Source organism: Streptomyces sp. NPDC003720 (assembly GCF_042875075.1).
Taxonomy (GTDB): Bacteria; Actinomycetota; Actinomycetes; order Streptomycetales; family Streptomycetaceae; genus Streptomyces.
Window position 1 is genome coordinate 64625 of record NZ_JBIANZ010000005.1, and the last position, 24234, is coordinate 88858.

General features: G+C 70.3%; 12 protein-coding genes. 6 read left to right on the forward strand and 6 right to left on the reverse strand.

The features are described from left to right. The first annotated feature begins 44 nt into the window (after positions 1-44). On the forward strand, positions 45-170 hold the full coding sequence (locus ACFYU0_RS14935; RefSeq protein WP_351668917.1) for a hypothetical protein: 126 nt from the start codon (positions 45-47) through the stop codon (positions 168-170). Positions 171-1264: 1094 nt separating this feature from the next. Here the strand turns inward: ACFYU0_RS14935 and ACFYU0_RS14940 are convergent. Then, a complete protein-coding gene (locus ACFYU0_RS14940; RefSeq protein WP_389301041.1) occupies positions 1265-2179 on the reverse strand; it encodes a YceI family protein in 915 nt (304 codons plus the stop codon). An 845-nt stretch (positions 2180-3024) separates the two neighbouring features. Here ACFYU0_RS14940 and ACFYU0_RS14945 point away from each other — a divergent pair. Then, the gene (locus tag ACFYU0_RS14945; protein WP_389301044.1) at positions 3025-3969 is read left to right on the forward strand and encodes a serine/threonine-protein kinase; all 945 of its coding nucleotides are present in this window, start codon (positions 3025-3027) and stop codon (positions 3967-3969) included. Between the two features lie 33 nt (positions 3970-4002). Here the strand turns inward: ACFYU0_RS14945 and ACFYU0_RS14950 are convergent, their stop codons facing one another. After that, positions 4003-6279, reverse strand: a complete 2277-nt coding sequence (locus tag ACFYU0_RS14950; RefSeq protein WP_389301046.1) for a UvrD-helicase domain-containing protein — start codon at positions 6277-6279, stop codon at positions 4003-4005. Then, on the reverse strand, positions 6276-13187 hold the full coding sequence (locus ACFYU0_RS14955) for a DEAD/DEAH box helicase (RefSeq protein WP_389301049.1): 6912 nt from the start codon (positions 13185-13187) through the stop codon (positions 6276-6278). Before ACFYU0_RS14955 ends, ACFYU0_RS14950 begins: the two co-directional genes overlap by 4 nt. Before the next feature lie 702 nt (positions 13188-13889). Here ACFYU0_RS14955 and ACFYU0_RS14960 point away from each other — a divergent pair. Together ACFYU0_RS14960 and ACFYU0_RS14965 are read left to right on the forward strand one after the other, a co-directional pair. Next, positions 13890-18578 carry a DUF6531 domain-containing protein gene (locus ACFYU0_RS14960; protein ID WP_389301051.1) on the forward strand — a complete coding sequence of 1563 codons (4689 nt, stop codon included), beginning with the start codon at positions 13890-13892 and terminating at the stop codon, positions 18576-18578. A 26-nt stretch (positions 18579-18604) separates the two neighbouring features. After that, positions 18605-19099 carry a hypothetical protein gene (locus tag ACFYU0_RS14965; RefSeq protein WP_389301053.1) on the forward strand — a complete coding sequence of 165 codons (495 nt, stop codon included), beginning with the start codon at positions 18605-18607 and terminating at the stop codon, positions 19097-19099. A gap of 42 nt (positions 19100-19141) precedes the next feature. Here the strand turns inward: ACFYU0_RS14965 and ACFYU0_RS14970 are convergent, their stop codons facing one another. The 3 genes from ACFYU0_RS14970 to ACFYU0_RS14980 all read right to left on the reverse strand — a co-directional run bounded on the left by ACFYU0_RS14970 (position 19142) and on the right by ACFYU0_RS14980 (position 22772). Next, the gene (locus tag ACFYU0_RS14970; RefSeq protein WP_389301055.1) at positions 19142-19600 is read right to left on the reverse strand and encodes an ATP-binding protein; all 459 of its coding nucleotides are present in this window, start codon (positions 19598-19600) and stop codon (positions 19142-19144) included. A 121-nt stretch (positions 19601-19721) separates the two neighbouring features. Continuing rightward, the gene (locus ACFYU0_RS14975; RefSeq protein ID WP_389301058.1) at positions 19722-20858 is read right to left on the reverse strand and encodes a hypothetical protein; all 1137 of its coding nucleotides are present in this window, start codon (positions 20856-20858) and stop codon (positions 19722-19724) included. Positions 20859-21185: 327 nt separating this feature from the next. Further along, complete coding sequence (locus ACFYU0_RS14980; RefSeq protein WP_389301062.1) at positions 21186-22772, reverse strand: CBS domain-containing protein; 1587 nt, start codon at positions 22770-22772, stop codon at positions 21186-21188. A 352-nt stretch (positions 22773-23124) separates the two neighbouring features. Between ACFYU0_RS14980 and ACFYU0_RS14985 the strand changes: the two genes are divergently transcribed. Next, a complete protein-coding gene (locus tag ACFYU0_RS14985) occupies positions 23125-23943 on the forward strand; it encodes a Scr1 family TA system antitoxin-like transcriptional regulator (RefSeq protein WP_389301065.1) in 819 nt (272 codons plus the stop codon). After that, on the forward strand, positions 23940-24143 hold the full coding sequence (locus ACFYU0_RS14990) for a DUF397 domain-containing protein (RefSeq protein WP_389301067.1): 204 nt from the start codon (positions 23940-23942) through the stop codon (positions 24141-24143). Before ACFYU0_RS14985 ends, ACFYU0_RS14990 begins: the two co-directional genes overlap by 4 nt. Positions 24144-24234: the final 91 nt, after the last annotated feature.

Sequence of the window (24234 nt, forward strand, 5' to 3'; positions counted from 1 at the left end):
GGACGGCTCGCCGAGCCGTCCCGGACGGGACCGTAGGAGATCGGATGAACAGCGTGAACTCTGTGGAAATGGCTCGCGGCGCGCTGGCGGGGGCCCTTCCGACATGGCTTCTCGTGGTGATCGTCGTGCTGCTTCTGGCGGTGGTCGTCGTGCGCCTACGCAGTAAATGACAATGGCGCGCCAACGCCTGGGACGTGAAGAGAGCCGCTGTGACGACCAGAATAGGTCGACGTTGCGAGTGGCTGCTTCCGAGGCCGTGGTGCGCCACGGCCCGACCCCTCAGGCCAGGAGAGGCGAACCCCTGCCTTCACACCTCTCAGGTGATGGACACCGTCGACAAGGGGGGTGCCTATGTCTCCGACGAAGGAGCTCTCGTGCGGCGTTCCGCTGAAACGTCACTGGCCTACAAGGGCCTTGACGGTGTTCCTCTCTGGCTCCTGTTCGGGATCGCCATTGTGGCTTTCATCGTCTTCGGAGTCGTACAGGCTCGCAGGAGGAAGTAGAAGGTGAGGGATGAGCAGTGGGCGGAGCCTTCTCAGGTCTCCGCCCACTGCTCATCGATCGGTGTACACCAGTCCTGTAGCCCGGTCTGTATGGCGAACGGTGACTCCAGCGGCAGCGGCGGGCTCACCCCTGGTGGCCAGGAATCTTGCCCATGATCGTGGAATTTCTCGCAGCCACAGGCCTTGTCGCGGTCGAATGATAAGAAGCAGGAGGCATCGGCGTGCACAGACTTCTCCTACTGGCCGACAACCGGCCTGACGGGCCTTCCTGGTCCCCCTATCTGGCCGTCGGCCTGTGGGTCCTTTTCGGGCTCGTCGCGCTGGGCCTCTACACCCGGGACCGGCGACGGCGACGCGGCAGGTAGCGCCGGGCGGCGCGCCGATCCTGTCGGGCATGACGCTCGACGGGCGCTGGCTGCCGTGCCCGGCTGGGGCGAGTCCCGCGCGCTCCGCCATCCGTTCCCTCCCGACGAGAATCCTTCATAGCCTTCGATGCGCCCCGGCGCGCGCCTCGACTTTCCACCTCGCCGACCGGCTGAGGCTTGCGACACCTTCACGGCCGCTCACACCAATCTGCCGGGCTAGTGGCCGTCGGTGACGCCCAGTTGTCGACCGGAGCGATAACGAGGAGCAACTCGTGATCGGACTCCGCATTGGGGTTTGGAAGTCCCGGCCGGGGCCAGTCCGTGGCGTTCGCCGAATTGGCGGTCGGCCCTGAGGTGTCAGGGTGTTCGGACACCCCCGATCGGCCCGCGCATTCCCTACTCCGGCGGCGTGGGCGTCTCGGCGTTGCGGTACATCGCCTGTACGTCCAGTTCGAGTTGTACGGTCGGGCCGACGACCGCGATGCCGCGGGCCAGCATGGAGCGCCAGTTGAGGGTGAAGTCCTCGCGGTGCAGCTCCGCCTTCGCCAGGGCCGCGCAGCGCAGCTCCTGTTCGTAGCCGCCGTTCACCGTGCCGAGGTACGTCGTGTCCAGGCCCACCGAACGGCTGGTGCCGTGCATGGTGAGCGTGCCGTTCAGGGTCCAGCGGGAGCCGCCGCGGTAGACGAAGCGGTTGCTGGTGAAGTCGATGTACGGGTAGCGCTCGACGTCCAGGAAGTCGGCCGAACGCAGGTGTTTGTCGCGGGTCTTGTTGCCCGTGGCGATGCTGGATGCGTCGATGCGCACCGAGACCTGGGAGTCGGTCACGTCCGGGGTGACGCGGATGCCGCCGGTGAAGCGGGTGAAGCGGCCGTGGACGTGGGCCATTCCGACGTGCTTGGCGATGAACCGGATCGCGGTGTGCGGCGGATCGAACAACCAGGTGCCGGCCGGGGGGAGTTCCAGCTGACGGGCCGGAAGGAGCGCGACGCGGGCCGGGGGGAGCACGGCGCCGGCGGCTATGTCGACGTTGCTGCGGGCCGGGGTGAGGCCTTCCGCCGAGGTCATCACGCTGTAGGCGCCGGGTGGCAGTGCCGCCGTGAACAGGCCGTACGGGTCCGTGGTGCCGCGCGCGACGACGCGGTGGCTGTCCAGCGCGGTCACCGTGACTTCGGCGCCGGGCATCGGCTGCCCCAGGGGATCGACGACCTCGCAGCCGTACGCGCCCGCGCCGGCCGGCAGGGGCACCGCCAGGCCCGGCGCCGTGCCGGAAGCGTCGCGGGAACGCCGACGCCGGAGCAGTCCGAGGGCCATGCTGTTCACCTTTCCTCGCACGTTTCGCCACCGCGGGACCCCGTACCTGCGTCGTGTTCCGCGGTTGCCCATGCACGCCTGAAGCTGGTTGCAGGCGCGATGATGTCAACTGTTCAACGATCATAGGAGGACGGTTGGGGCGGGTTGTCGCCGTCGGTGAGCCGGACCGAGGGTGTGTGCCGTGCTGAATCGCCGTGGAACGCCGTGATCACGGGCTGCGCGGGCGTGGCCGACTGCCGTTACTTTGCATCAGTGCTGTGGCGAAGGACACCTCGAACGACGCCCTTGTTCACGGGTGCCTCGCGGATCCGTCACGAGGGCCACACGCGCCGCGGCCGTCCGCCCCGACGGCGCGCCGGGCCGCCGGGCGAACCGGCGGGCCAGCGTAGGAGCCGCTGCGCTTGGTGCAGTTCGGGCCCTGCACGTGCTTGGTCTCCACCAGGCAGCCGTCGACAGGGCGTATGCCCGGCGGGCCGCGTACGCGAGGGCAGGCGGGAAGCGACCCCCAGGCACCGGGGCACGGCATGGGCACGCCCCGGTACGGAATCGATAACGTCCACCCGCCTCTCCGCAACCGTTGCGCGCCCCGTGTTGTCTGAAGGCAGGCGCCGCCCGGGACGCCCCTGCCATGTGCCGCGTCGACATTCCGGATGTGCAAAAGGCTGACGGAAGTGTGGAGGAATCCTGCTCCTCCCGCTTGCTCGGACGCGGGGAAGGGAACGGACCGGTTTTCTCACCCGGGTCGGAGGCTGGTTGACTTCTCGCACGCGGACCGCTGAGAGGGGAGCCTCCGGCCTGCCGGTTCGTGCACTGGAACACCGCTGGGCTCACCGAGGGACGTGGACGTGGAGCAGTTCGCTGCGGGCAGGGTTCTGCGCGGCAGGTACCGGTTGGACGGGGTCCTGGGCAGAGGTGCGATGGGGCACGTCTGGCAGGGGACGGACGTGTATCTGGAGCGTCCTGTCGCGGTGAAGACCGTCGCCGCGGATCTCCTGGCCCTGCCGGACTGGCGCCCCACCGCCCTGGCACGCTTCGAGAGGGAAGCCAAAGCCGCCGCTCGGCTGGATCACGCCAACATCACCACCGTGTACGACGCGGCCGTCACCGAGGACGTCTGCTGCCTGGTGATGCAACTCGTCGACGGGACGACGCTCGACAACGTCGTCGACGGCTCCGACGACGGGCGCCTGACCGTGCCGGCCGCGGTCTCCGTGGCCGCGCAACTGTGTTCCGGTCTCTCCGCCGCGCACGCCGCCGGCCTGGTGCACCGCGACCTCAAGCCCCAGAACGTCATGGTGTCCACCAGCGGTCTGGTGAAGATTCTCGACTTCGGACTCGTGAAGGTCCTGTCCGACACCGACCCGCGGCTCACCATGACGGGCGAGACACTCGGCAACGTGTCCTACGCCTCGCCGGAACTGCTGGCCGGCGACAGCCCCTTGAACGACAGCAGCGATCTGTACGCGGTGGGGTGTCTGCTGCACTACATGCTCACCGGCCGGCCGCCCTTCTACGGCAGGGTCCCCGCCGAGCTGGTGACCCAGCACCTCACCGCGCCTCCTCCCCGCCTGGCCGACCGCGGTGTCGAGGCCCCGGCCGCGCTGCAGGACCTGCTGCACGCACTGCTGGCCAAGCGGTGCGAGGATCGTCCCGGTGGTGCGGCGGAGGTCTACACGGCCCTCGCCGCGCACCTGCCGGTACCCGATCCCGCGCTGGCGACCAGGAGGATGCCGCCGGAGGATCCCCGGCGGCCGTTCCTGGTGCCCCAAGGGCCGATCATGCCGCGTTAGCCGAAACGAGTCCCGGCACAATCATCGCGCCGGTCACGCCGCGACCGGCGGCCGGACCCTGATCAGCTCCGCGAGGAACGGGCTGGGCTCTCCGTGCCAGAAGATGTCCAGGCTGTCCCGGGCGCGCGTGGCCGCCACGAAGAGCAGGGACCGAGCGCGCTGCATCTCCGTCCGGTACCGCGCCGGGTCCGTGGTGCGCCGCTGCTGGACGCTCGCACGCGGCACCAGCCCGTCGGCCACACCCGCGATGATCATGCGCTGGTACTCGAGCCCCTTGAAGCGGAACATCGTGCCGATGTGGACGCCGCTGTCGCCACGGGGCCCGTCCGGGCCGATCTCCAAGGCGCGGATACCGTGCTGGGCCAGTGTGTACGCGGCTTCGCTCGCCATCTGGTTGGTCGGTACGGCGATGGCGATCCGCTCGTGCGGCACCTGGCCCCAGGACTCGATCAGCGCGGTGATCGCCTCGCGCTCGTCCTGCCAGTCGCTCAGCCGGTGCAGGTCCGGGAGGGCGCCGCTGAGGACCGAACGGTACCCGGCCAGTGTCTCCGTGCTGCCGTCGAGGTCGTCGTACGTCTCGTCGCCGAGCACGTTCAGTGCGGAGCGCAGGATCTGCCGGGTGGTGCGGTAGCTCAGCGACAGCTTCGACGACCGGCCGCGGATGTTGATGCCGAGGCTGCCGAGGGTCACCTGGTTCTTGTAGATGCGCTGGTGGGTGTCGCCGACCAGGAAGAGGTCGTTGCGGTCCGGAGCGGTCATCGCGCGCAGCATCTTCCAGTGCGCAGGCCTCAGGTCCTGGGCCTCGTCGACCACGATGTGCCGGTACCGGTAGCGCAGCCAGCCTCCCGAGCCGTCGGCGACGTGGATGTTGTCGAGGCCGCCCGCCTCCTCACGCCGCCGGTCGATGGCCTGGATGCGCCGGGCGCGTTCCACCTCGAGTTGCGCCGCGCGCTCCGCGACCTGGTCCCACGTCTGCACTCCGAGCCGGTCCAGGCGCTGGGTGAACCGCTCGGTGAGCTGCCAGATCTCCGCGCGCTCGGCACGGCTTACGGTGCGTCCGCGTCCGGCACGGCGGGCACGGAAGTAGTCCGTGCGGGAGGTGACGGCCTGGCCGAGGATCACCTGCGTCCACTCGTCGTTCAGGAACTCCGCGTCCCAGCCGTCCTGACCGAGCTCGTCCAGGAGCGAGCGCCATTCGCGGACCGCCTGCGCCTCGTCGACGATCCGCTTGCGGTTGCCGGGCTCCGCCTCCCGCACGGTCCGCAGCGCGAGCTGGTCGACATGGCTGATCTCGACGCGCGAGAGCAGCGCCTCACCGCCCAGGGCGAGCAGCCGAGACCGCAGGTCCGCCGCGAGGTTCTTGTTGTACGTGGTCAGCAGCACCGGCTTGTTCCGGCCGGCCGGTAGCCGCTCCACCAGGTGCTTGACCCGGTGCAGCGCCACAATGGTCTTCCCGGTGCCGGGCCCTCCGCCCACACGCGCCGGACCGCTGTAGTCCCGCGTGACCAGCCTGGCCTGGGTGGGGTGCAGGAACACCTTCCAGCGCCCGAAGTCCTCGCCCTCCAGTGCCTCGCGCAACGCGTCGTCGGTCGTGGTGACGATGGTGGCGGGACGTTCCACGGCAGCCTGGAAGTCCTCGACGTCCACGGGCTCCGGGGCCGCGACGGGAGCGGTGACCTGCTCCAGGACGTCGTCGTACTCCTTGCCGTCGTACAGCGCCAGCAGCACCTCGCCGGTCAGCTGCGGCGCGTACTCGACGAGCCCGAGGAGCTGGTCCTCCGTGGTCAGCGCGGCGACCACCGGGATCAGGGACGGGGCCACACCCAGGTCGGTGAGCTGCTGTTCCGACCACTTAGCGAAGAGCGGTGCGGGCGCGGCCGGCTCGGTGGGAGGCGCGGGTTCGGCGGGTACCGCGGGCTCGGCGGGTGCGGCGGTCCGCGGGGCCGCGGGACTGAGCACCTCCTGCTGCACGACCTGGAGGTCCACGTACTCGATGCCGCCGGTGACCCGGTTGACCGAGTAGGTGAGCCGATCCAGGTGCGCGTACACGTCCTTGCGGTGCTTGACCGAGACGATCAGCCAGTCGTCGTCGGCCAGGCGCAGCAGCAGCGCCCGGTACTCGTCGTTGACGCGCGCCGAGTACAGCTTGTCGTGGCCCTGCAACTGCTTGAGCCGCAGGCCCGCGGAGTCGGGGTTGGTCTTGAACTTGTGCTGGAAGTCGTAGATCGCTCCCTTGACCGGGCGGGGAAGCTTCAGGATCTCCCGGTCCGCCTTGTCGAGCAGGCGCAGCGTCGCGTTCTTGCCGGTCACGGCTGTTCGTTCTCCCCGGTGTCCGTGGTGGTGCCGTCTGGCTGATTACGACCTTCGCGGTCGCCGGATGGTTGTGCGCCGTCGAGGCGGCGCAGGAGGTCGTCCACGGTCCAGTCGGCGGCGGGCCGCACCTCCCAGCCGGCCGCGGCGAACGCACGGTCGCGGTCGACGGCCTCCGGATCCTCGTCCTCGCCCTCCGGTGGGCGCGGGGCGAGGACGACGCCGACGCGTGCGCCGGGCCAGGCCAGCTCGGCCAGCCAGCCGTTCTCGTCGAGTTCGTAGCCGTCCTCGGGAACCGGGGCGCCCTGGGCGGCGAGGGCCTCGGCGAGCGCGAGCAGGCCGGGCTCGTCCGGGTCGAGGTACTCGACGACCCGGTCCCACGCCGTGTCCCGGGCGGGCGCCGCGACGCCCGCCGGAGCGGCCTCGGCCGCGGCGGGGGCCTTGGGCGACGGGACGGTGGTCGCGGCCGGCGCGGGCGCGCCGCCGGCGGTCGCCGTGGTGGCCAGGCTTACGCGCACGCTCTCCAGGACGCCGCTGCCGCCCGTGACCGCCAGCGTCTCGACGGGGAACCCCTCCAGGCGGCCGGTCGTGAGCTGGACGGCGTCACCGCCGCCGGCGTCCAGGAACTGCAGCAGGTTGGACCAGTACAGCCAGGCCCGCCAGCGCCGCTTGTGCGCGTCCTCCTCGGCGTGGACGCCGGGCGCGTCGTCGAGGAGGACGATGCCGGTCCACGCGGGGGGCTTGGCCCGGCCGTCCGCGGCGAACACCAGCGGCAGCCCCGAGCGGTCGGTGGCCTTGAAGAGCTGCACCGGGCCGCGCGGCCCCGCGGGTGTTCCGCCGCGCAGCGCCGTCGTGATCTGCTCGGCGAGCACGTCGGCCGGCAGCGCGACGGGGTCGGCACCGGCGCCCCTGAAACCCGCGAGGGCGGCCTCCGCGCGCCACTGCCAGCGCCTGGCGTCCGGCCGGCGCAGGTACTCCACGAGCTGCACGGCCGGATTGACCCACACCGTCTCCGCGAGCTCACCGGGAAGCCCGCCCCACACCTTGGCGTAGTACGCGCGGGCCATGCCGCGGGCCTGGTCGCCGTACGGCTCCCACACCGGGTCGGCCGGGCCGGCGCCCGCGTGGCCGGTGTCCCGCACGCGGCGCTGCCACTCCTTGACGTCGCCGTAGGTGAGCTGGAAGACCCTGAGACCTTCCGCCCGCAGCCGCGTGCGCTTGTCGGCGTCGTCGCCGACCCGGTTGTGCTCCCGGCCGGCGTGGAACTCGTAGCCGTCCAGGTAGACCGCCACGCGCGGACCCGGCGCGTCGACCCGTTCGAAGAGGACGTCGGGCCGGGTGCCGTCGAGGACGCGCTGCTGGGACACCCGCCAGCTCAGCGTGGAGCCGTCGGTCGCGGTGAGCCGCAGGTCCAGCGCGTGCGTGCCGGCCGGGGTGATGTAGGCGTCGCCGCTGGCACGGCTCTCGGGCAGCCCGGCCCACTCCCGCAGCGTGTCTATGAACAGTACTTCGAGATCGCTCTCGGCCTGCCGGTGCATCGGGATGTGCTGCGTGGTGGCGACGGGCGAGGTCCGCCAGCGCTCACCGTCCGCACCCAGCAGCTCGTCCAGCATCTGCCGGACCTCGTTGCGGCTGACCTTGTCGTAGTCGGCCGGCGGCACCCGGCGCAGCAGGCAGCGGTGGCAGCCGTCGAGCCCCTTCTCCAGGCAGCCGCAGTTCTCGATCACCTCCCGGGCCTTCAGCAGGACCTCGCGGAAGCCGTCGGAGGTCGCCAGGCGGTGCAGGTATCCGGTGCCGCCGGGCAGCCGGTCGTACACCACGAGGAACCGGCGCGGCCAGTCGCGGTCCTCGCCGTCGGGCATGGACGCGGCGGTGATGTCGATGTGGTCGGGATCGCCGCCGTAGCGGGCCGCTATGCCCGCGAAAAGCGCGGCGGTGAACGAGGCCAGCCGCTCCTTGGCCCGCGCCACGGACGCGGGCAACAGGATGCGGACGGCCTCCGTCGTCAGCTCGTGCGCCAGCAGAAGCGGCACGTCCAGCCCGGCACCCTGCTCCTCCCCGCCGCCGCGCAGCCGCCGGCGCGGACACCACAGCTGGTGGTGGGCGCTGGCGCGGGTGGAGCGGGCGAGGGACGCGGTGAGCGCGTGCTGCGACTGGTCGACGACCGGCCGCCCGTCGGCAGTCGCACCACCGCAACTGGTGCACACGTAGAACGGGTTCAGGCGCACGTCGTCCCCGGCCAGCGGGACGGTGCTGCTGCCGTCCTGCCGGTCGACGCCGAGGTTCAGCGTGCGGACGACGGCCTTGCGGGTGAAGTCCGCGCCGAAGACCGCGGTCTCGTGCCGCCACGATCCGGCCGTCAGGTGCGCCGGGTCGATGTCGACGGTGGTGAGCACCGCGTACCGCTTCCGCTCCCGCTCGTCGCGGTCGTCCCGGACCCGGGCGTCGTCCCGCTTGTCCCGGGACATCACCCGCCGGGGCCGGAGCACGTGGTGGACACAGCCTGCGTCGGCTATCTCCCGCGAACCGCACCGCGGGCACGGCGAGGTGTCGTTCTTGGGATCGCCGTGGGTGCGCGCGTACCCGCACGCCGGGCACAGGCGCCACACCGCCCAGGCGCGCCGCTCCGGGCTGCCGATGTCGAGGGCGCGCACGACGTGCCGGTACCCGTTGACGTAGAAGCTGTTGCCGGGCGCGAGTTCGGTCAGGGACAGCTTGCGGGACCGCTCGTAGTCGCGCACCTCGCTGCGGTACACCCAGTCCCGGCGCTCGTCGTCGCCGTCCGGGGTCTCCGCGTCCTCGTCCCCGGGCGCCTCCTTCCAGTAGAGCGTGGCCTCCAGCGAGGTCGTCGTGTCGGTGAGGCTGTAGTTGGGCAGCAGGCCCAGTTCGACGAGGGCGCCGTGCGCGCTCGCCTGGCTCAGCTCGCGCAGCAGCTCACCGGTGGCGCGCCGCTCCGCGAGCAGTTCGCGCCGCTCGGCGCCCTGTTCGCGGTCCTCGGCGAGCAGACCGTCCATCGCGGCGTCGATGGCGGCGATACGGCGGCGCAGCTCCTCGCGGCGCGCCGTCCACTCCTCCTCGGCCTCCTGCAGGGCGCGCGCGATGCCGCCGGTGGCGTAGCCGCGCAACTCGTCCGCGGCGTGCGCGGACACCCCCCGGTCGTCGTCGGGGCCGCCGGGCGCCTGCGGGAACAGCGCCAGGAACTCCTCCACCAGCCGGGCCCCGTGGGTGAGTGCCGCGTCGGACAGGTCCTGGCACCAGCCGGTGGTGCCGAACAGCGCCGACGACAGGCGCGGCACCGGCATGAGCGGCTCGCCGTCCGAGGTGGTGAGTTCGCCGCGCGCCGCCCGGTCCAGCAGATGCGCCGTGTACTGGCGGCGCAGGATCTCGACGGCCGACAGGTAGCAGCCCGGCGGCACGATGTCGCCGGCGATCATCTCGGTCGGGTCGTCCAGGTAGTACCGGTCGCGGGCCCGGCGTCCCCCGAACGCGACCACCAGGGCGTTGCCGGTCCTGCGCCCGGCGCGCCCGGCACGCTGCACGTAGTTCGCCGGACCGCCCGGCAGCGAGCCGAGCAGGACGGCCGACAGGTCGCCGATGTCGATGCCCAGTTCCAGGGTGGGCGTGCACGACAGCACGTTGGGGTCGGTGTAGTGGGTGCCCTGCCGGAACGTCCGCTCCACGCGCTCCCGTTCCGGCCGGGTCAGCATGCCGGTGTGCTCGGCCGTCACGACCCGGTAGGTGCCGCCGGTCAGGTAAAGGCGGCGGTAGTAGTCGGCCCGGTAGTCGCGCTCCAGGCTGCCGCCGAAGCCGCCGCTCCCCGCCCCGCTCGACGACAGGGTGTGCTGCGGCGGGGTGAGGATGCCGGTGCAGCGCCAGCGCGGGCAGGGGTGCCCGTACCAGCGGGTGCGCCGCTCGGGCGGCACCACCTGCTGCCAGCCGCACTCCTCGCACGACACGAACGCCTTGTTCACCAGCTCGTCCGCCAGCAGCCGCACCTGGATGTGGCCCGGCTGCAGCCCGTAGACGCGGGTCGTGCGGTCCTTGGCGGTGCGCACCGACAGCACGCCCTCGTCGGCGAGGACGGGGAGCAGCCGGCGCAGGTACTCGGTCGCCTGCGCGGTGTCCAGGCCGAGGCAGCGCCGCGTCCAGTCCTGGTACCAGGTGCCCCGGCCGGTGACGGTGTCGAACTTGGTCTTCTCCCTGGGCCCGTCGAGGAGGAACCTCGGCGGCGCCACGTACCCCTCGGGGAAGGCCGGCATCCCCTCCGGCCGCTGCCCGGAGATCAGGTACTGGTTGACGCCCGCTTCCCTGATCCAGGTGTCCAGCCACCGGTGCCGCACGCCGCCGCGCAGCCGCAGCCGCTCCAGCAGCCCGCGCACGTACGCCATGTACCGCTCGGGCGTGGGCAGGCCGCCGTCCAGGCCGAGCTGCCCCGGCAGGGTGAGGTGCAGGTCGCGGGCGAGCGCGACGATCCGGTCGGGGTCGGCGACCACCACCTCCGCGGCCGTGGTCCGGGTCAGCTCCAGGGTGCGGCCGAGCCGGGAGCGCAGCCCGAACTCCATGACGGTCGCGAACGCGAGCCGCTCCCCGATGAGCTTCCAGGTCCGCGCGTCCCCGGTGCCGCGCCCGGACAGCAGCCGGTCCACGCCCGGTTCGTCGTGCAGGTCCGGCGGGACGACCGCGGCGAGCGTCTGCGGGTCGTCCACGGAGTCCAGGACGTCGCCGATGAGGTCGTTGAGCGGCACCGGCACACCGGAGTCGTCCAGTTGGTGCGCGAGCAGCGAGCGCAGCGAGAACTTGTACGACGCGTTGGCCACGTATCCGGCGCGATGTGCCGCGTCCTGGGTGGAGTCGTTGAACAGCAGCGTCTTGCGCTCCTCCGGCGCCAGCGCGATCTCGTGGCCGCCGGTGAACAGCTGGGTGACGGTGGCGGAGGCCAGCGCGGCGAGCGCGGTGCCGAGGAACCGGATGCCGTTGTCGGTGTTGCACGCCGGGCAGGTGTCGTCCTTGGCGGCCTGGTCGGCGGTCTTCTTTTCGAGGATCGCCCGCGCGAACCAGGCGTCCTGCAAGCCCTCCCCGTCTCCGGCGACGGGCATGCGATAGGTGCTCTGCGCCCCGTCCAGCACCACCACGGAGAGCGGATCGGCGCCGCCGGCCTGTTTCGGCGCGTCGCCGGTGAGCGCCGCGAGGGCGTCCCGCGCCTCGGCGGCCGTCGCCGAGATGAAATACCGCAGCCGCCGCTTGTCCCGTCCGACGGACGCCGACCAGATCTTCGGCGGACTTGTCTCCAGCTTCTGCGGATCGGCCTCCGGGGACAGCGCCGCCCAGCCCGAACGCCCGCACACACGGCAGTAGATGGCGGGAAGATGGGCCTGCGCCGGCCGCTGCACGGTGTCCGAACCGGGCAGCGCCTCGGGCCGCCGCGAGTCCACCGCCGGCCATTCGTCACCCTCGGCCGACTCCTCGGACGCCGACGCCGCGGTGAGCGCGGAGCGCCGCGCGACGGCCCGCTCGTCCTCGTACCAGCGGAACTCCGGACGGCCGCTCACCCCGCTGAGCACCCGCCCCACCGGCCGGACCCACAGGTGCGCCTCGATGTGCAGCAGCGGACGCGGCCGGCGCTCGTCGGACTCCGGGTCCCGCGCCGACGACAGCAGCGCCACGAACCGCGAGAGCGCCTCCAGCGCGAGCCGCGGGTTCTCCCGGGCGGTGCGCGCCCACGCGTACCCGAAGCGGGCCATGCGGTCGCGCAGCCCCCACTCGTCGAGCGGCTCGCCGTTCAGCAGCGCGAGCACGCCGTGGGTGAAGTCGTGCTTCTTCAGCAGCCGTCCGATCTGGAAGGCGTCCATGCCGCGCCGCCCCAGCAGCCGCGCGGCGAGCCCGTCGAGGTCGAGCCGGTCAGGGTCGGACTCGACGCCCGGGCCGCCGGAGACCTCGATGACCTCCTTGGGGCCGGGCGGTTCGGGCAGTTCGTAGTCGATGTCCCCGACGAAGTCGTCGGCGCTCAGCCGCTCCTCGCCGATCACCGAGTCCGGCCCGAACGGCACGCCGAACACCTGCTCGGCGACGGTGAGGATGCCCCCGGTGTCGCCCCCGCCTTCGCCAAGGGTCGCGGAGGTCGCCACCGGGCATATCGACCCCAGCGGCCGCTCCGGCTTCGAAGCGCCCACGGCCGACGCCAGCCGACGCAGCAGCATCGCCACGTCGGTGCCCTGCGCGCCGTCGTAGGTGTGGAACTCGTCCAGCACCACGTACGCCGGGTCCGCGCCCTCCCACAGCGGCCGGTCCTCGGCCCGCTGCAGCAGCAGGTCCAGCATCTTGTAGTTGGTGATCAGCACGTCGGGCGGCGACTGGCGCATCTCCTCGCGCCGCGTCATCACCCGCCGGAAGTCCGTGTCCGGCTTGTCGCCGATGTAGAGACCGGCCGTCACCTGCGCCAGCTCCGGCTGCGCCAGGTAGTCGCCGATACGGCCCGCCTGGTCGGTGGCGAGCGCGTTCATCGGGTAGAGCAGCACGGCCTTCACCCCGCGCCGGCCCAGTGCCTTCTGCCGCCGGCAGTGGTCGAGCACGGGGATCAGGAACGACTCGGTCTTGCCGGAGCCGGTGCCGGTGGTCACCAGGGTCGGCTCGGCCGCCCCCTGGTACGTGCTCAGCCGCTCCCACGCCTTCGCCTGGTGCCGCCACGGCCTGAACGACGGCTGCCACTCCAGCGCCGACCGCCACCCGTCGTCGGCAGGGTGGAACGGCGTCCTGATCCGCAGGTACGGCCCCCGGAAGATGCCCGTCTCGGGATCCCCGAGGAACCGCTCCAGCGCGAGCCGCGTGTCCTCGTCGGCCAGTGCGTACGTCGTCGTGAGGTACTGCGTCAGACTGCCGCGGAGCTGCGCGGAGGCCAGGGTGGGCTTCACGAGGACCTTTCGGGCAAGGCGGTATCCGGGACCGCCGACAGGCACCCCTGTGACAGCCGGCGCCGGCACCGTGACGATCTCCGTCAAAAATAACGCCCACCTCGGACATCGGCGCCCACCTGGTCGAATCCCGGACCTCCACGACGGTGCGAGTGGCGCGAAAGCCGCAAAAGGTCGTGGTGGACTTCGCGCGCGAGGGACCTGTCCTCTTCGGTCGACGGAGGTGGGCGCCGAAAGGGCCGGCCGTGAACCCGCCCGTGGCGTACGGCGTTGGCGCACAGCTCGGAGGCGCTCAGGGTCAGCGGTTCGTTGACGCCGCTGTCGTAGGGGTGGCCGGTCGGGAGGGAAGCCGTTCGCCGGCACCGCTGTGCCCACCGTGCCGTTCGTACACGGGCTTCGAACGGCGGCGAGGGCAGCGCCCGGTGTGAGCGGACCCGCGGTGTGGAGCAGGTCGGGCGGGCCAGTGGCATAGTGCCGGCACACCTGAGGCTGCCCGCGTGGTCGGAGCTGGACGCGGCGCTGTCTCCGGCACATGTCCTGCCTGCCAGAACAGACGATCTGTCGCGATCGCACCGTCAGGTGCGCCCGGCCGTCAGTGTGTGGCCGATCCCGATAGTTCATTCCTCCCTGACGCTGATTAGGCTGATCATCCGATCAATGCGCCGAAGTGACGGCTCCGGTGCGCGAGGAGGACAACGGGGGATGGGCTACACACTGCCCAACTGGCTGGACGAAGTTCTCGACTTCATCGGAATCAACTTCCCCAACGTCGATGAGGACGACTACCGCGACATGGCGGACGCCATGCGTGACTTCGCGGAGAAGTTCGAGGGTCACGGGGCCGACGCGCACAGAGCGTTCTCCCGTGTCCTGTCCTCCTCCGAGGGCTGGGCCGTCGACGCGATGGAGAAGCACTGGAACCAGGTCAAGGCGGGCCACCTGGAGAAACTGCCCGAGCTCGCCCGTCTGTTCGCGGACGCCTGTGACGTGCTCGCAGAGATCATCTTCTGGATGAAGACGAAAGCCGAGGCCGAACTGGCCGTCATGGCCGGGTCGGTGGGCCTGTCGATCGGCCTCGCCTGGGTGACCGGCGGCCTGTCGGCGGTCCTGGGTGCGGCCGAGATCGCGGCGATGCGCCAGGTGGTCAAACGCATCCTCGACGAGGCCGTGGACCGGATCGTCGACGAGGTGATCGCGAAGGTCACCGAGCCTGTCAACGCCAAGCTGGAGGCGATGGTCGAGGACATGGTCCTGGACCTGGCCGAGGGAGCCTTCTCCATGCCGCCCGCGGACGGAGGTGGCGGCGGGCACGGGGGAGGCAAACACGGCGGGATGCAGCTCGCCTCGGCCGGTGGCTCAGGTTCGTCCGGTGGCGGAAAGACCACCAAGATCGACCATGTCGAGTTCGAGGATGGCGCCGGCAAGGTCTCCCGGCACGGAAGCGACATGCACACCGCGGCCTCCTCCCCACTGGGACGGGTGAAGGGAGCGTTCGGCCGGAGCAAGGGTCGTGACCCCTTCACCCAGGTCTTCGACAGTGTGCTGCACGGCGCGATCAAGGGCTCGGAGAAGGCCCTCAAGAAGATCTCCAAGCACGTCACGGAGACCGTCCCGGACCGGGTGAAAGCCACCTCACGCCTGCACAAGGGCAGGGACCTCGACATCGGCGGCAGACTCGACGCCATCGACGGCGGCAGGAAGGGCGGCGGTGACGGCCGAGGCGGACGCACCCGTCTGGACGGCACGGGCAAGCGCCTTCCCGGGTCCCTCAAGGACGCACTGGCCAACGCGCGCGCGAGGGCCGTCGCCCTGACCCGGCGACGCTGCAAGACCGACCCGGTCGACGTGGCCAGCGGCGAGATGGTGATGTCCCAGACGGACCTCGCCCTGCCCGGAATCCTGCCTCTGATCCTGCGGCGCACCCATGTGTCCGGCTACGGCTACGGCCACTGCTTCGGGCCGAGCTGGGCCTCGACGCTCGACGAACGCCTGGAACTGACGGGCAGCGGCGCGGTCTGGGCGCGGGAGGACGGCTCGCTCCTCGTCTACCCGCGGGTGCCCGCCTCCCCGGACGATTCCGTCGAGCCGGTCGAGGGCGAGCGCGTTCCGCTCACTCACGTCGACCGAAACGCGCTGGGTGAGGTCACCTACGCCACCACGGACCCGTACTCCGGTCACACACACCGGTTCGTCGGCAGCCCCTACACCTCCGGTGGCCTGTACTGGCTCAGCGAGATCGAGGACCGCAACGGCAACACCGTGCAGATCGTCCGCGACGACGAGGGCCTGCCCAGTGCCGTCCTGCACGCCGGCGGTTACGACGTGCGCGTCACCTGCGACCGGGCGAGCGGCCGGGTCGCAGCCCTGGAACTGCGCACCGCTGACGGACCGGTCAGAGTCGCGTCCTTCGGCTACGACGACGGCGACCTGAGCGAGGTCACGTCCTTCTCCGACACCGTACCGCTGCGGCTCACCTACGACGACGAGCACCGGGTGACGTCGTGGACCGACCGCAACGACCACACCTACGCATACGTCTACGACGCGGAGGGCCGGGTCGTGGAGACGATCGGTCCTGACGGGGCGCTGTCCTCGCGCTTCTCCTACGACACCGCCGAACGCGTCACCCGGTTCACCGACTCGACCGGCGCGGTCATCGTCACCCGGCTCAACGCACTCGGCCAGACCGTCTCCGAGACCGATCCCCTCGGTCACACCGTCCACTTCCTGTGGGACCGCTACGACAACCTGCTGGAGCGCACCGACCAGCTCGGCAACACGGCCCGCTTCACCTGGGACGAGCGCGGAAACCTGACCCGGATCGGTTTCCCCGACGGCACCGCGTCGACGACCCGCTACAACGCGCTCAACCTCCCGGAAGAGATCACCGAGGCCGACGGAACTACTTGGCACCAGGCCTACGACGTGCGCGGAAACCGCACGAGGATCACGGCGCCGGACGGCACCGAGACCCACTTCACCTACGACGCGCGGGGCGCGCTGCTCACCCTGACCGATCCGACCGGCGCGACGGAGCACCTCACCCACGACGAAGCCGGCCTCGTACTCTCCCGCACCGACGCCCTCGGCCACACCGCGTCGGTGGAGCGCGACCCCTTCGGCAGGCCGGTCCGCGCCACCGCCCCCGGCGGCGCGACCACCCTGCTGCGGTGGCTTCCCCACGGGTGGCTGGCCCAGCGTGTGGCACCGGACGGCACCGAGGAGCGCTGGACCTGGGACGCGGAGGGCAACTGCACGTCGCACACCGGCCCCACCGGCGCCGTCACCTACTTCGAGTACACCCACTTCGACCGGCTCGCCGCCCGCACCGGAGCGGACGGTGCCCGGTACTCCTTCGCGTACGACACCGAACTGCGCCTGACGGAAGTCCTCAACCCGCAAGGACTGAGCTGGAACTACACCTACGACGCGAACGGCAACCTGACATCGGAGTCCGACTTCGACGGGCGCACGGTCACCTACGACCATGATCCGATGGGCCGGCCCGTCTCGCGCACGACACCCCTCGGCGCCCGGGTGTCCAACGAGTACGACGCCATGAGCCGAGTCGTCGCCAAGGACGTGGCGGGCCGACGCACCGTCTACACGTACGACGCCGCCGGCCGCGTCAGCTCTCTGACCGCACCTGCATCCACGCTGACCCTGGAACGCGACGTGGTCGGCAGGGTCGTCGCCGAGACCGTGGACGGGCGCACCACCCGGTTCGCCTACGACGCCGCGGGAAGGCGCGTCACGCGCACCACCCCCACCGGCGCGGTGACGCGGCTCGCCTACGACACGGTGGGCAACCGCACGGAACTGCTCAGCTCCGGCCACGCCCTGACCTTCACCCACGACGCGTGGGGCAAGGAGCTGACCCGCCGGTTCGGACCCGCCGAGGCACCGGTCACCCTCACTTCCGGGTGGGACGACATGGGCCGGCTCACCTCGCAACACCTGTCCGCGGGCGGCCGGCCCCTGCGCGCCCGTGCCTACGGCTACCGCTCCGACGGCTGCCTGGACCGGATCACCGACGAACTGCGCGGCATCAGGAAGCACTTCGACCTCGATCCGGTCGGACGCCCCTTGCGCGTCACGGCCGAGAACTGGTCGGAGTCCTATGCGTACGACGGCGCCGGGAACGAGATCAGTGCCGAGTGGCCCGACCACGCTGGGCGCCCGGACGGTCGGGGTGAGCGCGTCTACGAGGGCACCCGGGTCGTGACCGCCGGACGGATCCGCTACGAATACGACGCCGCGGGCCGCACCACTCTGCGCCAGAAGACGCGACTGTCGAAGAAGCCGGACACCTGGCGCTACACCTGGGACGAGGAGAACCGTCTCATCGCCTGCGTCACCCCTGACGGCACCCGGTGGACGTACTCCTACGACCCGCTGGGACGGCGCACGGCCAAGCACCGCCTCGCCGGCGACGGGCACACCGTCGTGCAGTCCGTTCACTTCACCTGGGACGGCACCCGCCTGGCGGAGCAGACGGACACGGCCCACCACGTCACCACCACATGGGACTACGAGGGCCACCGCCCCCTGACGCAGCTCGAACGCCGCATCGAACCCGAACAGGAGCCCCAGGCCGAGGTCGACGCGCGCTTCTTCGCGATCGTCACGGACTTGGTGGGCGCGCCCAGCGAACTCGTCGACGAGCAGGGTGCGATCACCTGGCGCGGCCGGTCAACGGTCTGGGGCGCCACGGGCTGGAACAGGGACGCGGAGGCATACACTCCGCTGCGCCTGCCCGGCCAGTACGACGACCCGGAGACCGGCTTCCACTACAACTACCAGCGCCACTACGACCCCGACACGGCGCGATACACGAGCCCCGACCCGCTCGGCCTGGGACCGGCGCCCAATCCGGTCGCGTACGTCACGAACCCGCACACCCGGATGGACCCCGAGGGCCTGATCGCCAAGGGGTGCACCGAGAACGGCGGCTGGTACAGCGGCATGAAGCCCGCGAACCTCCTGAACGAAAAGAAGGAGCGGATCAACCCCGTCGACCAGGAGATCAACCACATCCCGGCGAAGGCGTCCTACTCCCATCTGGACATGCCCGGGTTCCGCACCAGCAAGAACGGCGGCGGCGCCGGAATGGGCCCCGCGATCCGCATGGACGCCGAGGACCATCGGGAGCTGTCCAGCACGGGCTCCAGCAAGGAGAGCGACGAATGGCGTGCGAAGCAGCGGGCGCTGATCGACGCCGGGCGCTGGGACCAGGCCATGAAGATGGACATCGACGAGATCCGCGAGCTGTACGGCGACAAGTACGACACCCACATCAAGGACATGGTCGACAGCCTGAAGAACAACAGGAAGTTCCAGGCCATGCTGGAGAAGAAGGGCTGGACGATAAACTACGACCTCCTGAAATGACGTCGTGGAGGAGCGAGGGGTAGGCAATGGATCTGGTACTCGACCCGCCGCGCGGAGTCGCGCCGATCCTGCTGGGCATGACGCTCGACGAGGCGGTCGCCGCGGCGTCCGGCTGGGGCGAGCCCCGCGTGCTGCGGCGCCCGAGCCGGAACTCCGCGAAGGCGTCCTGGACCCTCGACCACGTCGGCGTACAGGCCCTGGCCGAGGGCGGAACCCAGGTCACCGCGGTCGAGCTGTGGTGGCCCGGCGAGGGCCGCACGTCCAGCACGCGCGTCCTGCTCGAAGGGGACGAGGTGTTCACCACCCCGGCCGCGGACCTCTTCCGGCGCGCCACCGAGCGGGGCTGGACGGTCGACACCTCGGAGCCCGAGTACCCGGTGATCCCGGGGGTCTCGCTGGGCTTCACCCGGCAGACCTCCCAGGAGGTGGAACGGGACGCCCACGGCCTGCCGAGGTACGTCACGTCGGTACTGGTGGGCGGTAAGGACTACTACAACTACCGGTACGAAGAGCGCGGCTGACCACGGCGCGACCTTCAGGACGGTGCAGACCGTCCGACGTGCTCACCCGGCAGGGGTCTGGGTTGTTCTCACGGACGCCCACACGGTCTTGCCGGGGCCGTGGCGGCGGTCGGTGACGCCCCAGTCGTCGGCCAGAGCGGTGACGAGGAGGAGGCCGCGGCCGGACTCGGCGTCAAGGTCCCCGGCGGCCGTGACGACGGGCCGGCGTTCGGCGCGGGTGTCCGAGACCTCCAGGCGGAGTTCACCCCCGACCTCGGTGGTCAGCCGCACGTGGAAGTCCCGCCCCGGAACCCGGCCGTGCCGTACGGCGTTCGCGCTCAACTCGGCGGTGATCAGCGTCAGCGCTTCGTTGACCTCGCTGTCGTAGGGGTGGCCCCAGGCGTCCAGGCAGTGCGAGACGAACCGCCGGGCCAGGCGGGCGCCCCGCGGGGTGGACGTGAACGCCATCGCGAACTCGTTCGTCCCCGTGGGGCCGGGGAGAGGGAAGAGCGTCGTGTGCATGCGGCCAGCGTCGCGGCCGTATCGGGCGTGTCACCAGGAGCGACGCCTGTACGGCCGTGCGCTGTACACGGCGTTGGGCCGCACCGGGGGAGTGGCGTGCGGGCGGTGCCGCACGACGGCGTCAGCCGCGGTGGCACCGCTCCCGAAGCTCCGCGAGGATGGCCTTCTCACGGGAGTTGACGTCACCGTCCACGGTGGCCACGCGCTCCGCCGCGTCGAGGACGTCACCGAGATCACCCGGCTCGGCGTCCACGCGCTTCCACACCTCGGCGGGGTCGATGTCGACGACGCTCGCCAGCCTCTCGTCGACCACCTCGTGCCGCTCCCGGACCAGCCGCACGAGATGCCGCATCAGCAGCGCCTCGTCGTCCGCGATCTTGGCCTTCGCGTTCGTCCTGAGCACGAGCCACGCGACCCACAGCAGCAACTGCGGGTGGCGACTGCGCTCGCAGATTCCCCCGGCGATCTCGATCACCCGCGCCTCGTTCCGGAACACGGCCCGCGCGTGCCGGCCGGCGAGGAGCGTGGTGTAGCGGTTCAGCAGGACGGCGAGGGGGACGCCGACGAGTGGGATGCCGATCTTGATGACGTTGCGCTGCAGGAGGTGCTTCCCGACGACGGGGAGCGCCTTCCCGGCGGTGATCGCCGATCCTGAGTAGAAGCGCTTGACCAACGGCCGCACGAGGGCCGGGACCGCCTTGGCGACACCCTCACGGGCCGCTTCCCCGCTCTTGATCGTGAAGGCCACGCGGATGAGCTTCCACAGGTCCTCGGGGTCGTGCACGTCGAGCGGGATCCGGTAGAGGACGGAGATGTCGTAGGCCAGGCGGAGTTGGAGCTGGGTGGTGAACGCGACGTCGACCATCATGGTCGCCACGGCAGCGGGGACGGTCGCCGGTGAAGCACCGCCGAGGCTCCCGATGGTGGCGGCGACGGTCGCCGTGTAGGCCCCGGCGGAGAGCCCGCCTTCGAGCGCGGCGTACCGGGCCGCCATCTTGATCCGCTGATCCACGATGGCATCCGCGGGCACGCCCGCGTACCGGTCCTGGAAGTACTGCCAGTCGACCTTCTGGGTGTACGAGTTCATGGCGTGGGCGGCGAGCTTGGTGAACCAGTTGCCCGACTTGATGTCGTCCGCGCTCAGACCCTTGACAAAGCCCCTGATCTCGTCCTGCTCCTGCTCGACGATCTTCCGGTCGGCAGCGTCGTCGGCTTCGTCCGTGTCGGTGTCGGCAGCGTGCGTCGGAGCGTCTGTCATGGCGCGTTCCCCCCAGACTGTTTCGCGGTCGGCTGGCCTGTGGGTGCGGGCACCCCTGCTGCCGTCTCCGCGCATTGATTCGGCGAGCGGTACAACGCCCGTTCCCATTAATCCCGTTGGGGCGCAACCCTAGCGTGTCGGTCGGCGAGCGGTGCCGTGGTGCGTTACGCGGGTGAGGGTGTGCAGGGGGTGCTGTACCGGGGGCGGGCAAACGCTCGTACGTGGCATGGGGGAATCTGGGCGTGAGCTGCGTGCTCCGGTTCTGACTCCATGCGAGTCGCTGGGGCTCTTCGAGAGGATGCCGGGAGCCATGAACGCCGACTACAGCTACTCCCCGTAATCACGCAGGAGCTTGTTGAGATTACGAATTTTGTCCACGTCTGCCTTTGGCAGCGGGTCGCTGCTGTTGAAGTGCATGACGTTGTTGCGGATCTTCCGGACCTCCTCCAGCCAGTCGATGAACGTCTTCCGGTGGAGACGCCAGCCCAACTGCTCCCAGCGCTCAGGATTTTCGAGTACGCGCTGGTAGTCGCCCACCGTGAGATCACCGAAGGAGGTGACACGTTCTTCATCCGGATCGCATAGGGCGCTGACCTCCTCAAGCGTGAAGGTTCCCGCGATGATCTGCCGCAGCCTGCGGTCCATCTCGCCGATTATCAGGAAGTGGCTAGCGAGGTCTCCGTAGGCCTGGGCGACATCGGCCGCTGTGACGATACCGGCGATCTTGTTCTGCTGGTCCTTCACGAGTACGAAGTCCGACTCGGCCAGCATGGGAAGGACGTCTATCAGGTCATGGTCGTAGCGGACGACGTGGGGCTCCACTACGGCGTGGGAGAACGGTGCGTCTGGGTCGGCGTGCCAGGCCCTCGCAATGGACTTCCAGGAGACCGCACCACGCAGGTTATGAGGGCTGGTGAGTACGGGAAGCTGCGAGAAGTCATAGAGGGTCATCAGCGTGATCGCCTCCTCGAAGGTGGCGGTCGGCTTCACGCTCACCACGGCGTCCCCGAGCGCCGAGGGAAGCGTGCCCACGGTCAGCCCTGTCTCCGGCGACGCGGCATCCGCGGGCAGGCCGGTCAGCATCCTGAAGGGGGACTCCGGGGCTGAGTCGACGTCCTTCTCCTCTTCAGCGGCCTCTTTCACCAGTCGCACGGTCGTGGTGAGCGGCACCTTGTCGAAGCCCGGTGAGGTGACCATGCCGTGGTTGGCGAGTTCCGCCTCGATATGGTCGTTGACCGCGCCGCGTCCTGTCGCCCCCCACCAGCTCAGCAGTTCCTGCACGGACATCGACTGCGGCTGGCCCGCCTCCGCCAGTTCCGCGGCCGCCTTGAGTCGGTCGTGCCGCTCGGCGGGCGACAGGAACAGTCTGGGCGTCGAGTGCTCCCTGCCGTGGGCGTTGACCTCAGAGGCCGACATGTCCAACAGTTGCTGCCGTAGCCGGGAGAGAGAACGGCCGTCACTCAGCACCCAGGCGTGCCAGCCGGCGAAGGCGCCCCCGCCTGCGGCTATGTAAGCGGCCCGGGAGGGGGAGCGCGCTTCTTCGCCGTTCTCGAGGCGGAGCCAGCCCTTGGCGGTGACCGTGGCCTCGTAACTGGCGCCGATCTGCGGCCGATTGAAGGTCAGGGTATCCCCCTCCTTGAGCAGCCCATGCCGCAGCAAGTCGGAGATCTGGACCCGGCGGCCATCGAGCAGGTAGCTGGCCCGGGACGGCTCCTCGCCGCCCAGGCTCTGGTGCGGTTCGGTCATGTTCCCTCGTCTCTTCACCGGCGAGCTTGGTGAACCAGTTGCCCGCTTGATGTTGTCAGCGCTCAGCCCCATGACGAAGTCTTTGATCTCGTCCTGCTCCTGCTCGACGACCTTTCGGTCGGCTTCGTCCGTGTGGGTGCCGGCAGCGTGCATTGGAGCGTCTGTCATGGCGCGTTCTCCCCAGGCTTTTCACGCGGCCGGCTGAGCTGAGGGGTGCGGGCACCCCTCCGCCGTCTTTGATTCGGCGAGCGGTACAACGGCCGCTCTGCCCTCCCCTTGAGGCGGAACCTTAGCGTGTCGTCGGGCGACCGGTGCCGTGGTGCGTCACGCGGGGGAGGGCGTACAAGGGGGCGCTGTACATGGGGGACGGACGCTCGTACGCGGTACGGGGGACTTGGCTGCGAGCGGCGGGACAGGTGCGCGGCGTATCCCTACAGTGCGCCGTAGGTGACGGTGGGTGTGGTGCTTGCGGCGGGATGCGGTGCGGGCGCTGTGTACGGGGTGAGGTGAGAGGTCTCCGGTGACTGCTCATGGTGGTGAGAGCGAGGCGGGCATCCTCCGGTGCTTCGGGCAGCAGTTGCGGCTGCTGAGGACGAGCCGGGGTCTGACGCGGGCGGAGTTGGGTGCGCAGCTCGGGTACGGCGAGGACATGGTCACGTCGGTGGAGCTGGGGCGGCGCATCCCTAGACCGGAGTTCATCGACCGGGCGGATGCGGTGCTGGAGGCTGGCGGGCTGCTGACGGTGATGAAGGAGGAGGTGGCGCGGGCTCGGTACCCGGCGTTCTTCCGGGACGCGGCGAAGCTGGAGGCGGAGGCGGTCGAGCTGCATGTGTACGCCAACCAGGCTGTGCCGGGGTTGTTGCAGACGGAGGAGTATGCGCGGGCGGTGTTCGACGCGCGGCGCCCCCTCTTGGACGAGACGGTCATCTCCGAGCGGGTGGCGGCTCGTCTTGCCCGGCAGGAGATCTTCGACCGCAGGCCATTGCCGACGATCAGTTTCGTGATCGAGGAGACGGTGCTGCGGCGACCGATCGGCGGATGGAGCGTCTGGCATGGGCAGTTGGAACAGATCTACCTTCGTGGGCAGAGCCGGAACGTCGAGATCCAGGTCATGCCGACAGAGGTCCTTGAACATGCCGCACTGGCCGGACCGTTCACCTTGATCGAAACGGTCAAAGGCCAGAGGATCGCCTACGTGGAGGTGCAGAAGGAAAGCCGTCTCCTCCACGAGCGAGGTTCGGTGCGTGAGTACGAGGAGCAGTACGGCATCCTCCGGGCGCAGGCGCTGACGCCCCGCGAGTCGTTGCAACTCGTCGAGAAGCTACTGGGAGAGCAATGAACGCCGTGAACGAAGCGCAGACGAACGGTGAACTGGTCTGGCACAAGAGCACCTACAGCAGTGGCGAGGGTGGCGAGTGCGTGGAGGTCGCTGTCGCTTGCGGTGCCGTTCACGTGCGGGACTCGAAGCAGGCGGGGCAGGCTGGGTCTGTGTTGAGGGTCGGTTCGGCGGCGTGGTCTGCGTTGCTTGAAGCGATGTGAGTTTGTACGGCTGCCCGCGGCGGTCGGCGCATCCCTCATGGAAGCGCCGACCGCCGTCATGTGAGGCACGGCTCTCAGACTTCGCGGCTCC

Coding starts and splice junctions, on each gene's coding strand:
- ACFYU0_RS14965 (WP_389301053.1), top strand. CDS start 18,605: ATGGATCTGGTACTCGACCCGCCGCGCGGAGTCGCGCCGATCCTGCTG.
- ACFYU0_RS14960 (WP_389301051.1), top strand. CDS start 13,890: ATGGGCTACACACTGCCCAACTGGCTGGACGAAGTTCTCGACTTCATC.
- ACFYU0_RS14970 (WP_389301055.1), bottom strand. CDS start 19,600: ATGCACACGACGCTCTTCCCTCTCCCCGGCCCCACGGGGACGAACGAG.
- ACFYU0_RS14980 (WP_389301062.1), bottom strand. CDS start 22,772: ATGACAGACGCTCCAATGCACGCTGCCGGCACCCACACGGACGAAGCC.
- ACFYU0_RS14935 (WP_351668917.1), top strand. CDS start 45: ATGAACAGCGTGAACTCTGTGGAAATGGCTCGCGGCGCGCTGGCGGGG.
- ACFYU0_RS14975 (WP_389301058.1), bottom strand. CDS start 20,858: ATGACAGACGCTCCGACGCACGCTGCCGACACCGACACGGACGAAGCC.
- ACFYU0_RS14990 (WP_389301067.1), top strand. CDS start 23,940: ATGAACGCCGTGAACGAAGCGCAGACGAACGGTGAACTGGTCTGGCAC.
- ACFYU0_RS14940 (WP_389301041.1), bottom strand. CDS start 2,179: ATGGCCCTCGGACTGCTCCGGCGTCGGCGTTCCCGCGACGCTTCCGGC.